The organism is Belnapia sp. F-4-1 (assembly GCF_000802185.1).
Lineage (GTDB): Bacteria > Pseudomonadota > Alphaproteobacteria > Acetobacterales > Acetobacteraceae > Belnapia.
Genome location: NZ_KN676113.1, coordinates 3,916,113 through 3,930,348, shown reverse-complemented (window position 1 = coordinate 3,930,348; position 14,236 = coordinate 3,916,113). Strand labels below are relative to the sequence as shown.

Genomic DNA, 14,236 nt, shown 5'->3' with positions numbered 1-14,236 from the left:
GGCCTTCCCCTCCCCCCCCCAGCCGGTACCCCACCCCCGGCTCCGTCCGCAGCAGGCCCGCGGCCGCCCCCAGCTTCTGCCGCAGATGCCCGACATAGACGCGGAGATACTGCGCATCCTCCGCATGGGCCGGCCCCCAGACGGCGGTGAGGAGCTGGCGCTGCGTCACCACCCGTCCGCCGGCCTTGAGCAGCACGACCAGCAGCTCCCACTCCCGCGGCGTCAGCTTCAGCGCCTCGCTGCCGACGCGGGCGAGGCGATGGCCGAGATCAACCTCGAGCGCGCCAAGCCGCAAGGTCGCGCCCGGATCCGGCTCGCCCGCCGCCTGCGCGGCCCGGCGCAAGGTGGCGCGGATGCGGGCCAGCAGCTCGGCCAGGGCGAAGGGCTTCTCCACATAGTCGTCGGCGCCGGCATCCAGCGCCGCGACCTTCTCCGCCTCCCGGTCGCGGGCGGAGACGATGATGACCGGCGCCAGGCTGAAGGCGCGCAGCCGGGCCAGCGCCTCCTTCCCGTCGAGATCGGGCAGGCCGAGATCGAGCAGCACCAGAGCGGGTGCCCGGATCGCGGCGAGACGAAGCCCCTCCGCGGCGGTCTCGGCCCGAAGCGGCGCATAGCCCGCCGCCTCCAGCGCGGGCCCGAGGAAACGGTGGATCTGCGGCTCGTCATCGATGACGAGGATGCGGGGGCCGGCACCGCTCATGCCGGGAAGCGCAGCGTCACCCGCGTGCCCCGTCCGCCGGCCGCGACCGGGCTCTCCGCGCCGATGCGGCCGCCCATCGCCTCGGTCAGGCCGCGGGCGATGGCGAGGCCGAGCCCGGTGCCTGCGGCGATCCGGTCGGTGCGGCTGGCACGGTAGAAGGGATCGAAGACTCGCCCCAGCGCCTCCGCCGCAATACCCGGCCCGTCATCCTCCACGGCCAGCGCCACCTCGTGCCCCTCCCGCCGCGCGGCGACCAAGACGCGGCCCTCGGGACCCGAGAATTTCAACGCGTTGTCGAGCAGGTTGCCGAGCACCTGGTCGAGCAGCGCGGGATCGAGCCGTGGCGCCGGCAGCCGCGCATCGAGGTGGCGCTCGATCGCCCGACCTGTGGCACGCTCCTGCCGGCCCGCCGCCGCTTCCACCGCCTCGGCGAGGTCGACCGGTTCCTTGCGCGGCTCCACCTGACCGTTCTCCAGCCGCACGATGTCGAGGATGTTGGTGATGGTGCGCGTCAGCCGCACCGTCTCCTCCTCGGCCGCGGCGAGCAGATCCTCTCGCACCGCCGGCGCCAGCGCCTCGCCCGAGCCGCGCAGGGTGCCGAGCGCGCCGCGGATCGAGGTCAGCGGCGTCCGGAGGTCGTGCCCGAGCGAGGTGAGCAGCGCGAGGCGCAGCTGCTCCGTCTCGGCTCGCGCCGCATCGCGCGCGGCGCCCTCGATCAGCTCCACCCGCTCGATGGCGACGGCGGCCTGGTCGAGCAAGGCATCGAGCGTTCGGTCCGTCTCCGTCTCCAGCCGCGCCGCCTCGCCCAATTGCAGCCCGACCAGCCCGACCAGGCCGCGCGCCGTGCGCATCGGCCGGAATTGCCATACCGTTCCCGCCGGCAGCGTATCCGTCCCGCGCCCGGTCGGCCGGCCATGGGAGAGCGCCCAGCGGGCGGCGGCCATGGCGGCCTCGTCCGGCTCGGCGTCGATGGGGATGGCGGCGCGCAGCACTGGTTCCGGCCCGGTCTGGCCGGGCGCGGGCGGCAGCGGCATCAGCACGCAGGCCGGGCGGCCGGCGATGCGCTCCGCCTCGCGCGCCACCGCATCCAGCAGGTCGCCCTGCGTCCCCGGCGCCCCGAGCCGCCGGCTGAACTCCACAAGCCGCCGAAGGCCGAGCAGGCGCGCCCGCGCCGCCCGCACCGAGCGGCCGAGCCCACCCGTCGTCCCGGCCAGCAACAGCGCGACCAGGCTGAAGACGACGACGCCCACCACATCCTGCGCCGCGGCAATGGTCAGCGTGTAGCGCGGCGGCAGGAAGAGGTAGTTCCAGGCCAGGAAGGAGAGCGCCGCCACCGCCAGCCCGTGCAGCGCGCCGAAGCCGACCGCCGCGGCGACGATGCCGACGAGGTAGATCATCCCCATCGCCCCTTCCGGCACGATGCCGTCGGTGGCGAAGGCGACGAGCGTCGCCGCCGCGACCAGCAGCGGCACCGCGGCGAAGCCGATCCGGCGGGGAAGCCCGCGCCGCCCCGGCAGCGGCGCCACCGGCAGGGCCGGCTCGGGGACGAGATGCAGCGCGAAATCGCCCGCCTGCCGGAGCAGCGCGGCGGAAAGCGTCCGCCCCGTCAGCCGCCGCCAGGCCGGAGGTCGGCCCCGCCCGAGCACGATGTGGGAAGCGTTCCTCGCCCTGGCATGGGCGAGGATGGCACGCGGCAGGTCGGCGGCGACCACCGTCTCCACTTCGGCACCGAGCGCCTCCGCCTCGCGTAGCGCCGCCCCGGCCGCGCCGCCGTCCTCCGGCGCCGAAGGCCGCTCGACATGCAGCGCCAGCAGCGGGCCCCGCAAAGCATCGGCGATGCGCCGGGCCTGCCGCGCCACGGCGACGGCACCCGGCTCCCCGCCGATCAGCGCCAGCACCCGCTCCCCGCTCGGCCAGGGACCGGCGATGGCATTGGCGCGCATATAGCCGGTGACATCGGCCTCCACCCGCTCCGCCGTGCGGCGCAGCGCCATCTCCCGCAGCGCCGCCAGGTTGCCCTCGCGGAAGAAGCCGCGCAGCGCCCGCTCCGCCTGGTCCGGCCGATAAACCTTGCCGGCGCGCAGCCGCTCCAGCAGCTCGGCGGGCGGGATGTCGATCAGCTCCACCGTATCCGCCCCGACAAGCACGCGGTCCGGCACCGTCTCGGCGACGCGGATGCCGGTGATGCGCGCGACCGCATCGGAGAGGCTTTCCAAGTGCTGGACATTCACTGTCGTCCAGACCTCGATCCCGGCGTCGCGCAGCTCCTCCACGTCCTGCCAGCGCTTCGGGTGGCGGCTGCCGGGCGCGTTGCTGTGCGCCAGCTCGTCGAGCAGCAGGATCGCCGGCCGCCGGGCGAGCGCCGCGTCGAGGTCGAATTCCTCGAGCATCCGCATGCCGTTCGGCCCGGCATAGGGGATTGCGGCGCGCGGCAGCACCGGCAGCGCGCCGAGCTGCGCCTCGGTTTCCGCCCTTCCATGGGTCTCGACGATGCCGACCAGCACTTCGGCGCCGCCGGCCTGGCGCCGCCGCGCCCCGGCCAGCATCTCATAGGTCTTGCCGACCCCGGGCGCGGCACCGAGGAAGACCTTCAGCCGCCCCCGCCCCTCCTGCCGGGCCAGCGCCAGCAGCGCATCCGGATCGGGGCGCGCGGGCTCGTCCATCGAGCCCTACACCACCCCCGCCGAAAGCAGCTGCTGCACATGCAGCAGCCCGACGGGTCGCCGCCCCTCCTGCACTACCAGCACGTTGATCCGTCGCGCATTCATCTCGGCGAGCGCCGCGCTGGCGATCTGCTCCGGCACGGTATGCCGCGGCGCCCGCGTCATCACCGCCTCCACCCGCTCGCCCATGATGCCGGGATGCATGTGCCGCCGGAGGTCGCCGTCGGTGATGATGCCGACCACGTCGCCCGCCGCATCGGTGACGATGGCGCAGCCGAGGCTGTGCCCCGTCATGGCGATGATCGCCTCGCCCATGGCCGCATCCTCGCGCACCAGCGGCAGGTCCGGCGCCCGCTTCATCACCTCGCCGACCGTCAGCAGCTGGGCCCCGAGCTTGCCGCCGGGATGGAAGCGATGGAACTCGGCCGGGGTGAAGCCGCGCCGCTCCAGCAGCGCCATGGCCAGCGCATCGCCGATCGCCATCTGGATCAGCGTCGAGGTGGTCGGCGCCAGCCCATGCGGACAGGCTTCGACGACGGCAGGCACGACCAACGGAATATCTGCCGCGCGCCCAAGCGCACTTTCCGCCCGGCCCGTGACGGCGATCAGCCGCAAGCCAAAGCGCCGCGAATAGTGGATGATGTCGCGCAGCTCCACCGTCCCGCCCGACCAGGACAGGGCAAGCACCACATCCGCCGCCGTCAGCATGCCGAGGTCGCCATGGCTCGCCTCGGCTGGATGCAGGAAGAGCGCTGGCGTGCCCGTCGAAGCGAGCGTCGCCGCTACCTTCCGCCCGACATGCCCGCTCTTGCCCATGCCGGTGACGACGACCCGCCCCTCGGCGGCGAAGATCGTCTCGGCGGCCTGCGCCAGCGCCTCGCCGAGCGACCCGTCGAGCGCGGCGGCAAGCGCTGCCATCCCCTCCTGCTCGATGGCGATGGTGCGGGCGATGGTTTCGCGGATGCGCGCCGCATCCGTGCCGTGCCTGAGCGCGGCGCTCATCGCGGCGCCAGTATCGCGCGCGCACGCGCCAGGTCTTCCGCCGTGTCGACGCCGAGCGGCACCACCGCCACCTCTTGCGCGTCGATCCGCATGCCCGCCTCCAGTGCGCGAAGCTGCTCCAGCTTCTCACGCCGCTCGAGCGGCGACGGCGGCATGGCGACGAAGCGCGCCAGCGCCTCCCGACGCCAGGCATAAAGGCCGATATGGTGGTACAGTGGCCCCTCGCCCCAGGGCGCCGTTGCCCGGGTGAAATAGAGCGCCCGGTGCCGTCCGCCGCCGAGCGGCGTGCCCACCATCTTCACCACTTGCGAGGCGGTCCGCTCCTCCTCGCGCACGATCTCGGCGACGAGGGTGCCGAGCGCCACCTCCTCCGCCGCCATCAAAGCCACGGCGGCACGGATCGCCGCCGGGTCGATGGTCGGCAGGTCGCCCTGGACATTGATGATGAGGTCATGCCGGCCCTCGCCATCGAGCAGCCCGAGCGCCTCGTGGATGCGGTCCGAGCCGGAGGGATGGTCACCCCGCGTCATCACCGCCCGTCCGCCCGCGGCCTCGACGGCCTCGGCGATGCGCGGCGTGTCGGTGGCGACGGCAACGGGGCCGATATCCGCCTCCTGCGCGCGCCGCAGCACATGGACGATCATCGGCAGGCCGTGAATGTCCGCGAGCGGCTTGTCCGGCAGCCGCGTCGCCGCCAGCCGCGCCGGGATGAGGACGATCGGCCTCATGCCTCGCCCCGCTGCTTGGCCAGCGCGTCGAAGGCCATCAGCGTCTCGATCAGCCGCGGGAAGTCGCGCAGCGGCACCATGTTCGGGCCATCCGAGGGCGCGTGGTCCGGGTCGGGATGCGTCTCGATGAAGACACCCGCAACGCCGACCGCGACGGCGGCGCGCGCCAGGACGGGGACGAACTCCCGCTGCCCGCCCGAGGAAGTCCCCTGCCCGCCCGGCTGCTGCACGGAATGCGTCGCGTCGAAGATCACCGGCGCGCCCATCGCCGCCATGATCGGCAGCGCCCGCATGTCGGAGACCAGCGTGTTGTAGCCGAAGGACGCGCCGCGTTCCGTCGCCAGCACCCGCGTGTTGCCCGCGCCGGTCACCTTGGCGATGACGTTCTTCATGTCCCAGGGCGCGAGGAACTGCCCCTTCTTCACATTCACCACCCGCCCGGTCGCGGCCGCCGCCACCAGCAGGTCGGTCTGCCGGCAAAGGAAGGCGGGGATCTGCAGCACGTCGACCGCCTCGGCGACCGGTGCGCATTGCCCCGGCTCATGCACATCGGTCAGCACCGGCAGGCGCAGGGTTTCGCGGATCTCGGCGAAGACGGGCAGCGACTGCGCCATCCCCATCCCCCGTGCGCCGCCCCCGCTGGTGCGGTTCGCCTTGTCGAAGCTCGCCTTGAAGATCAGCCCGAAGCCGAGCCCCGCCGCCACCTCGCGCAGCGCGGCCGCGACTTCCAGCCCATGCGCCCGGCTCTCGAGCTGGCAGGGCCCGGCGATGACGGCAAGCGGCAGGTGGTTGCCGATGCGAACCTGGCCGATGCTGACGACCGGATCGGGGGCGGACATGGCGTTGCTCTTTCCTTCGGCGCGAGTGGTGCGCAAGCCGCCCGTATCCCCCATTCCACCCGGCCGGATCAAGCAGGCTCGATTTCGTGCGGGCATGGCGTTTCCTCCGACCGCCTTCACTGGTTCTTTACCCGGAACGGGCACCATCCCCTCAACCGGCCCGAGGATCGCGGTCGCCAGCCAAGGGAAAAGCCCGATGCCGCTGAATTCCGTGAACACCAATGTCGGCGCCATGGTGGCGCTGCAGTCGCTCAACCGCACCGGCGACGAATTGGCGGCAACCCAGAAGCGCATCTCAACCGGCTACCGCGTCGCCGACGCCAAGGACGACGGCGCCGCCTATGCAGTGGCGGAGCGCATCCGCGGCGCGGTCGCCGCCACCACCTCGGCCAATGAGCAGCTGGGCGGCGTCAAAGGCCTGCTCGATGTCTCGAACGCCGCCCTGGAGAATGTCTCGAGCGCGCTGACCAAGCTCCAGGCCGTAACCGTGAAGCTGGCGGACGGCACCATCACCGCCGAGCAGCGCAGCCAGTACCAGTCCCAGGCCGGCGAGCTGACCAACAACATCAAGTCCTTCATCAAGGACGCCAGCTACAACGGCCTCAACGTTCTGGATGACCCAACCAACCTCGCCGTGCAGGTCGTCACCAACGGGACCGGCACCTACTATACCTTCAGCGGGTACAAGGCGATCACCAACATCTTCAACAGCGTCTCGGGCGCCAACACCTGGACTCGGGGCGATGCCTCCACCGCGCTGACCAAGACCGGCGCCGTCGGCAAGGCGATCACCGCGACGCTGAGCGAGCTGAACAATTTCGGCAGCTACTCCAACTACATCGACAGCCAGATCAACTACAACAAGTCCATCCTGGATGCACAGCAGAGCGGCCTCGGCGCGCTGATCGACACCGACATGGCGAAGGAAAGCGCCCGGTTCCAGGCGCTGCAGATCCGTCAGCAGCTCGGCACCCAGGCGCTCGGCATCGCCAACCAGGCGCCGCAGTCGCTCGTCAGCCTGTTTCGCGGCTGACCTAGTTGCGCCGGGCTTCCCAGAAGGCGGACGGCGGCGTCGCGCTCGCGGCGCCCTGCCGCGGGGGCGGCCCGGCAAGCGCCGGCTCGGCAATCGGCGGCAGCGGCGCCAGCGCCCGCTGCGGCGGGCCGCCGGGCATGCCCGTGACCGGCGGCAGGCCTTCATAGGCCCGCGGCACCGGGGGGCGCGGCGATGCATCCGGCACGCCGGAAAACGCCGGCGCGGCATTGTGCAACGGCGGCAGAGGCGCGAAGACCGGTCCCCGCTCCGCCTGCGGAAGTGCCTGCAGGGGCGGCAGGTCCGGCACTGGCGGCAGGCGGAAGCCAGCCGGGGCCGGCACCGCGGCGGCCTGGAGGGCTGCAAGCGTCGGCGGCTCTGCCGGCAGCACTGCCGTCTGTGTCATGGCCGGAACCGCGCTGCCGAGCAGGATGGGGACCGCCCCGCTGCGCGACGGCGCCGCGGCATTGGCGCAGCGGAAGACCAGGTCGTAATCCGCCGCGTTGATCTGCCGCCGCAGCATCTGCGCCTGCTCACCGCGGCCGCCGCAATAGGCCGAGGCCTCGCTCAGCGCCTGCTGCGTCGCTCCTCCCAGGTTGCGGCTCGCCACGGTGACGCGATAGGTGCCGTCCGCCAGCGGCGCTACCCCTGACGAGCGCTGTGCCGAGCACCCGGCCAGCAGCCCGATCCCAATCGCCAGCCAGACCGTCCTTCGCATGCACCCCCGTCCCGCACGCCCTGCGCGCCTTGTACCCGCCCACCCGGGCATCGGCAGCAGAAAAACGCAGTACGCGATCGGGAGGCATCTGGCTTCCCGCCAGACGTGACAGGCTCGTCTTGACGCCCGGGCCAGGGCATGCTGCGGCCAAGCACCGGGAGAATGCCATGCCGACACGCCTCGCCCGCCGCAGCGCCCTTGCCGCGCCGGCGCTGCTGCTCGGCCGCCCGGCCGGAGCGCAAGGGGGTTGGCCCGGCAAGCCAGTCACGCTGATCGTCCCCTGGGCGCCCGGCGGCTCGAACGACGTGGTGGCCCGCCTCCTCGCCCCGCAACTCGAGGCTCGCTTCGGCCAGGCCTTCATCATCGAGAACCGGCCCGGCGGTGGCGGCAGCGTCGGCATGGGCCTGGTCGCACGGGCGAGGCCGGATGGACTGACGCTGCTCGTCTCCTCCGCCTCCAACCATGTCTTCCACCCGCTGATCGCCAAGGACCTTGGCTACGACGTGCGGGGGGCGCTGGAGGGCATCGCCATGCTGGTCGACGTGCCGAACGTGCTGGCGGCAACCAAGGCGCTCGGCATCCGGACGGTGCCGGAGCTCATTGCCCGGGTGAAGTCGGATACGCACGGCATGAGCTTCGGCTCCTCCGGCGTGGGCTCGTCCAACCACCTGGCCGGTGAGCTCTTCCGGCTGCGGACGGGGCTCGACCTGACCCATGTGCCCTATCGCGGCGGCGGCCAGGCGATCACCGACCTCGTTGCCGGCACGGTGCCGATCGTATTCCTCAACCTGCCGACGGTGGTGGGGCCGGCCGATTCCGGGCAGGTGACGCTGCTCGCGGTCTGCACGGACCGGCGCGTCGGCAGCCGCCCCGACATCCCGACCATGCAGGAGGGTGGAGTGCCGGACTACGCCGTCCGCTCCTGGACCGGCCTTTTCGCCCCGCGCGGCACATCGCGGCCGATGATCGAGACCCTCGCGTTGGCCCTGCGGGAGATTCTCGCCATGCCCGCCATCCAGGCCCGCCTGACCGATATGGCGAGCGAGCCGATCTGGATGGATCCGGCCGAGACCGACCGCTTCGTCGCCGCGGAATACGAGCGTTGGGCGCCCGTCATCCGCGGCGCGAATGTCAGGCTGGAATAGGCGCCATCATCCCGCCCGCGTTGGTCTTCAAGTCGGCTGCCGCCGTGGCGCCGGCCAGCCGGCCGAAGACCGCCCCGTTGATGAGCCCGGAGCCGCCCGGGTAGTTGAAGTAGAAAACGCCGCCCACAAGCTCCCCGGCGGCATAGAGCCCGGCGATCGGCGCCTGGTCCGCATCCAGCACCCGCGCCTGATTGTCGATGCGGAGACCACCGAAGGTGAAGGTGATGCCGCAGCCCACCTGATAGGCCTCAAAGGGCCCATCCTCGATCGTGTTCGCCCAATTGGACTTGTTCACCGACAGCCCCTCGGTGCGGCGCCCGTCCTTGACGTTCGGGTTGAAGGGAATGTCGCGTCGGACGGCGGCGTTGTAGGCGCGGATTTCTTCGAGGAACGCCGCAGCGTCGACACCCTCGAGCTTCGCCGCAAGCTCTTCCAGCGTATCCGCGCGCACCTTCGTCACCTGCTTGATGCGGTATTCGTCGCGCAGCACATGCAGGACCTTCTGGTCGAAGACCTGCCAGGCGAAATTGCCCGGCTGTTCCAGGACCACGCGGCCGTACTTGGCATAGGTGTAGTTGCGGAAATCGGCGCCCTCGTCGAGGAAGCGGCGGCCATTGGCGTTGATGAGCACGCTCCAGGGGTAGCTGTGCTTCTGGAAGGCATCACCCACCGCGAGGTCGCCATACTCCGGCGCGTTGAAATCCCACTGCACCGCATGGCAGCCGGAGTAGTTGCCGAAGGGCGAGGCGCCGACCTCGAGCGCCATCTTGATGCCGTCGCCGGTGTTGAAGCGGGTGCCGCGCACCTTGGCGAGTTCCCAGCCCGGCCCGAGATAGCGCGTGCGCATCTCCGCATCGCCCTGGAAGCCGCCGGCCGCCAGGATCACCGCCGGCGCCTTGATGTCGTAGATGCGCCCCGGCGACTTCACCCGCATGCCCTCGACCTTGAAGCCGTCATGGAGGATCTTCTGCGCCCGCGTCGCATAACGGATCTCGATGCCGCGCTTCCGCGCCGCCTCCGTCTCCGCAGCGACGAGGCCGGGGCCCCCGCCCCAGGCTTCCACCGTCAGCCCGCCCCAGAACTTGAATTTACCATCCACCTTGAAGGCCTGCCGGCCCCAGATGGGCGCGAATTTGACGCCCTTGCCGCGCAGCCACTTCATCGTCTCGAAGCTGCGCCGCACCAGGATGTCGCAGAGTTCCGGGTCGGTGCGGTTGCGCGTGACTCGGAACATGTCGTCGAAGAACTGGTCCTCGGTATAGGTGCCGAAATCCGTCTGGGCGCATTCGGCGTCGGTGAGGTCGGGCATGATCTCCCGCAGATCCTCGACGCCGCGATAGGCGAAGCGGATGGCGCCCGCGGTGAATCGGGTATTGCCGCCCGCCTCATCCTCCGGTGCCCGCTCCAGCATGACGACACGGGCACCCTGCTCCTGGGCGGAGAGCGCGGCACAGAAAGCGGCATTGCCGCCACCGACCACGATGACGTTGAATTCCTCGGTCATGGCACCCTCCCGTCCTGTACACCGATGTATACAGAGTTCGGTGCGCCTGTCCAGGCAGGGCCCGGACGCTGCTGGCTACCGCCCCTGGGGCACGTTGTAGAGGATGTTGGCGGAAACGCCCGTCAGGTCGTCGGTAAAGGCGGTGTACTGGATATCGATCGAGCTGAAGTTGAGCGAGAAGCTGTCGGTCGGTGGGCCGTCCGCGCCGCCGCCATGCGCGAAGTTCAGGATGCCGACATCGGTCAGGGTATAGACCATGTAGGGCAGCAGCATCGCCTGTCCCTGGCGGACGAAGCTGATGGTCACCTTGCGGTTGAACTTGCCGGTGAAGCCTTCGGTCAGCAAGCCGATGGAGCTCTTGTCGCTCAGCTTGGAGCAGTTGACCTCGCTCACCGAAGGCTCGATCCGCGCCCGCGCGCCGGAATGGACCGCGGCCCCGCTGCGCGACATCGACCAACTCATGGCGACCAGCTCGATATAGCCGCTTGCGCCGTTGAGGCTGTGCTCGCCCTCCACGCCCTCATATTTCATGAAGATGGCCATTGGGCCTGCCTCGGTGCGCTATCAGATGAAAGGAACCGGGGAGGAGGATGCGGCGGCAAAGCCACCGCATCGCTTGGCCCGGACGGGCGCGGCGCTGGCTTACGAGCCGGTGCCCTTGGCCAGGTCCCAGGTGTAGTAGACCGGGGAACCGGTGAGGTCGTCGCCAACCGGGTTGTAGCCCAGCTTCACCTTGTCGAAGTTCAGGCTGAGGGACTCGCTCGGGCGATCGCCGCCAGAGCTCATCGAGAAGCCCGACACGCCGCAGCCCTCGAGATCGACGGTGAAGAAGGCGGTCGGCTTCGCGCCGCCGGTGCGGACGAAGCGGATCTCGACCTTCTTGTCGAGCTTGCCGTGCAGCGCTTCCTCGAACAGCTTGATGCTGGTGTTGTCGCTCTGCTTGGTGATCGTGATCTCGCTGACGGAGACCACGGAGCCTTCGCGGGTGGAGGTGCCGCGGGCCGAGGCGATGGCGCGGCCGACGCCGAACTGGAAGCTGCCGACTTCGAAGAAGTCGGAGAAGCCCTCGACCTTCGACTCGCCCTTGATAGAGCCGTACTTCACGAGGATCGCCATTGTCCTATCCCTTCCTGCCTGCCCGGCTCCCGGTGACGGCCAGCTGCCGCCGCCTAGCCGATATCATACTGGAACATACCCCCCTCGCCCACCGCGACCTTCACCCGACCCACCTCGCCGCCTTCCGCCAGTCGCGAAAGAATTCGAGATGACAGCTCGGGTAGCATCGTGCGGTTGAGGATATTCTCAATATTCCGTGCGCCGCTTTCCACTTCCTTGCAGCGCGCGACGATGGCCTCGGGGACGCTGTCGTCAACCTGGAATTCGACCCCATAGGCCGACTTTACCCGGCGGCCGATCCGCTTCAGCTGCAGGCCGACGATGAGCTTCATGATGTCGTCGGCGAGCGGGTAGTAGGTGACGATGTTGCAGCGGCCGAGGAAGGCGGGCTTGAACACCTTCAGCAGGTCCGGGCGAAGCGCCTCGGTCAGCGCCTCCGGCTCCGGCATCAGCTCCGGGTCGGCGCAGAGCTTGGCGATGGTGTCCGTTCCGGCGTTCGAGGTCATGATGATGACGGTGTTGCGGAAGTCGATGTCCCGCCCCTCCCCGTCCTTCATGTTGCCCTTGTCGAAGACCTGGTAGAACACGTCCTGCACGCCGGGATGGGCCTTCTCCATCTCGTCCAGCAACACGACGCTGTAAGGTCGCCGCCGCACCGCTTCCGTCAGCACTCCGCCCTCGCCATAGCCGACATAGCCGGGGGGCGAGCCCATCAGGAGCGAGACCTTATGCTCCTCCTTGAACTCGCTCATGTTGATCGTCGTCAGGTTCTGCTCGCCGCCATAGAGGAGGTCCGCGACGGCCAGCGCCGTCTCCGTCTTCCCGACGCCCGAGGTGCCGACCATCATGAAGACGCCGATCGGCTTGCGCGGATCGGTCAGACCGGCCCGATTGGTCTGGATCGCCTGGGCGATGGCCGCCAGCGCATGCGGCTGGCCGACGACGCGCTCTTCCAGCCGGTCCTTCAGGTTCAGGATGGTCCTGATCTCGTCCGAGACCATCCGCCCGACCGGGATCCCGGTCCAGGTGGCGACCACCTCGGCGACGGCCTGGCCATCGACTACCGGATGCACCAGCGGCTCCTCGCCCTGAAGCGCATGCAGCGCCTCGGTGGCGCTGGCAAGCTTGGCCTTCGCCTCGGACGCCTCGGCACCGGAGGCGAGAGCCGCCTCGATCGCCTCCCGCGATTCGCGGATGCCAGCGACGAGCGCCCGCTCCTCCTTGTAGCGCGCCTCGAGCGCGACGAGCTCGGCACCGACCCTCGCCCGCTCCTCCTCGAGGGCGGTGCGCCGCGCCGCATGGTCCTGGCCGGCCGCTTCCTCCCGCGCGATGGCACCGAGCTCGGTGGCGATGAGGTCGAGCCGCCGGCGCCGGTCCTCGATCGGCGCCGGTTCCGCCGCCTGGCTCATGGCGACGCGGGCGCAGGCGGTATCGAGCAGCGAGACGCCCTTGTCCGGCAGCTGCCGCGCCGGGATGTAGCGGGCGGAAAGCACGCAGGCCTGCTCCACTGCCTCGTCGAGGATGCGGACGCCGTGGTGCTTCTCCAGCACCGGCACGAGGCCGCGCAGCATGGCCTGGGCCAGCGCCACCGCGGGCTCGCCCACCTGCACCACCTGGAAGCGCCGGGTGAGCGCCGCGTCCTTCTCGAAGTATTTCTTGTACTCGGCCCAGGTCGTGGCCGCGAGGCAGCGCAGCTCGCCGCGGGCCAGCGCCGGCTTCAGCAGGTTGGCGGCGTCGTTCTGGCCCTGCGCGCCGCCGGCGCCGATCAGCGTATGCGCCTCGTCGATGAACATGACGACCGGCACCGGCGAAGACTTCACCGCGTCGATGACGCCCTTCAGCCGATTCTCGAACTCGCCCTTCACACCCGCGCCCGCCTGCAGCAGGCCGAGGTCGAGCGACATCAGCTTCACCTTGCGCAGCGCCTCCGGCACGTCGCCGGCCGCGATGCGCAGCGCCAGCCCCTCGGCGACCGCGGTCTTGCCAACGCCGGGCTCGCCGGTGAGGATCGGGTTGTTCTGGCGGCGCCGCGTCAGGATGTCGATGACCTGGCGAATCTCGCCGTCGCGGCCGAGGATCGGGTCGATCTTCCCGGCTTTCGCCTGCGCCGTGAGGTCGGTGCAGAACTGCTCGAGCGGCCCACCGCCGCGCGGCGCCTCGCCCGGTGCGCCACCCGCCGCCGCCGGCACCTCGCCCGGCAGCGGCGCGCCGGCTTCCCCAGCCTCCTCGCTGCCCTCGCACAGCGCGTCGAGCCCACCGCGCCGCAACGCATCGGCCGGCACGGAGAGCAGGCTCGGCGCGCTGTCCCTCACCGTCCGCTGCAAGGTCTCGTCCGACAGCAGTGCCGACAGCATGTGGCCGGAGCGGATGCGCCCCGTCCCGCCCTCAAGCGAGGCCAGCATCCAGGCCTCGCGCAGCCAGGTGATGATGTCTGGCGAGAGCGAGGGCGCCCGCGCGTTGCCGGTGCGCAGCTTGTCGAGCGCACGCGTCAGCTCGGCCGTCACCCGGCCGCTGTCGACACCCTGCTTGCGCAGCAGGACGTTGACGTCGGTGCCCTGGGTCTCGACGAGCTTCAGCAACAGATGCTCGATCTCGACATTGTAGTGGGAACGCGACAGGGTCAGCCCGGCCGCCGCTTCGAGCTGCCGCCGGCCGATGGCGCTGAGGCGGCCGACGAGGGATTTCAGGTCGATCGACACCATGCCCCGTAACCTCCCGCTAACGACGTCGGCCGCTGCTTCGAATGCGCCGGACCGTAAACAGTTTGGGCGAGGGCTGTCCAGCATGATAG

The 14,236-nt window shown here is 70.5% G+C and carries 12 protein-coding genes; 2 read left to right on the top strand and 10 right to left on the bottom strand.

The genetic code is table 11. From position 1 onward, the window contains the following. The 5 genes from LH62_RS31200 to kdsA all read right to left on the bottom strand — a co-directional run. A partial coding sequence (locus LH62_RS31200; RefSeq protein ID WP_160299892.1) for a response regulator occupies nt 1–700 on the bottom strand: 700 nt, incomplete at its 3' end. Beyond that, a complete protein-coding gene (locus tag LH62_RS18560) occupies nt 697–3,363 on the bottom strand; it encodes a sensor histidine kinase KdpD (protein ID WP_043363566.1) in 2,667 nt (888 codons plus the stop codon). The genes LH62_RS18560 and LH62_RS31200, both read right to left, overlap by 4 nt. A 6-nt stretch (nt 3,364–3,369) precedes the next feature. Further along, complete coding sequence (locus tag LH62_RS18555; protein WP_043363565.1) at nt 3,370–4,365, bottom strand: SIS domain-containing protein; 996 nt, start codon at nt 4,363–4,365, stop codon at nt 3,370–3,372. Continuing rightward, a complete protein-coding gene (locus LH62_RS18550; RefSeq protein ID WP_043363563.1) occupies nt 4,362–5,093 on the bottom strand; it encodes a 3-deoxy-manno-octulosonate cytidylyltransferase in 732 nt (243 codons plus the stop codon). The genes LH62_RS18555 and LH62_RS18550 overlap by 4 nt, the downstream gene beginning before the upstream one ends. Continuing rightward, nucleotides 5,090–5,932, bottom strand: coding sequence for a 3-deoxy-8-phosphooctulonate synthase (kdsA, locus tag LH62_RS18545; RefSeq protein WP_043363562.1), 843 nt, complete (start codon nt 5,930–5,932; stop codon nt 5,090–5,092). Before kdsA ends, LH62_RS18550 begins: the two co-directional genes overlap by 4 nt. Nucleotides 5,933–6,128: 196 nt before the next feature. Here kdsA and LH62_RS18540 point away from each other — a divergent pair, with 196 nt between their 5' ends. Next, entirely contained in the window at nt 6,129–6,965 is an 837-nt protein-coding gene (locus LH62_RS18540; protein ID WP_043363560.1) for a flagellin, read from the top strand. A 1-nt stretch (nt 6,966) separates the two neighbouring features. Here LH62_RS18540 and LH62_RS28550 read toward each other — a convergent pair whose 3' ends face one another. Beyond that, a complete protein-coding gene (locus LH62_RS28550; protein WP_052214668.1) occupies nt 6,967–7,680 on the bottom strand; it encodes a hypothetical protein in 714 nt (237 codons plus the stop codon). Between the two features lie 167 nt (nt 7,681–7,847). Here LH62_RS28550 and LH62_RS18530 point away from each other — a divergent pair, with 167 nt between their 5' ends. Next, nucleotides 7,848–8,825 (top strand): tripartite tricarboxylate transporter substrate binding protein, encoded by a 978-nt coding sequence (locus LH62_RS18530; RefSeq protein ID WP_043363559.1) that lies wholly within the window; start codon nt 7,848–7,850, stop codon nt 8,823–8,825. On the opposite strand, the gene tcuA is transcribed toward LH62_RS18530, so the two are convergent. From tcuA to tssH, 4 genes are all read right to left on the bottom strand, one after another. Then, a complete protein-coding gene (gene tcuA / locus LH62_RS18525) occupies nt 8,812–10,329 on the bottom strand; it encodes an FAD-dependent tricarballylate dehydrogenase TcuA (protein ID WP_043363558.1) in 1,518 nt (505 codons plus the stop codon). The genes LH62_RS18530 and tcuA overlap by 14 nt on opposite strands. Before the next feature lie 75 nt (nt 10,330–10,404). Continuing rightward, a complete protein-coding gene (locus tag LH62_RS28545) occupies nt 10,405–10,872 on the bottom strand; it encodes a type VI secretion system tube protein Hcp (RefSeq protein ID WP_052214667.1) in 468 nt (155 codons plus the stop codon). 99 nt (nt 10,873–10,971) lie between these two features. Next, nucleotides 10,972–11,445 carry a type VI secretion system tube protein Hcp gene (locus tag LH62_RS18515; protein ID WP_043363557.1) on the bottom strand — a complete coding sequence of 158 codons (474 nt, stop codon included), beginning with the start codon at nt 11,443–11,445 and terminating at the stop codon, nt 10,972–10,974. Between the two features lie 53 nt (nt 11,446–11,498). Beyond that, entirely contained in the window at nt 11,499–14,147 is a 2,649-nt protein-coding gene (gene tssH / locus LH62_RS18510) for a type VI secretion system ATPase TssH (protein ID WP_043363555.1), read from the bottom strand. Between the last annotated feature and the right edge of the window lie 89 nt (nt 14,148–14,236).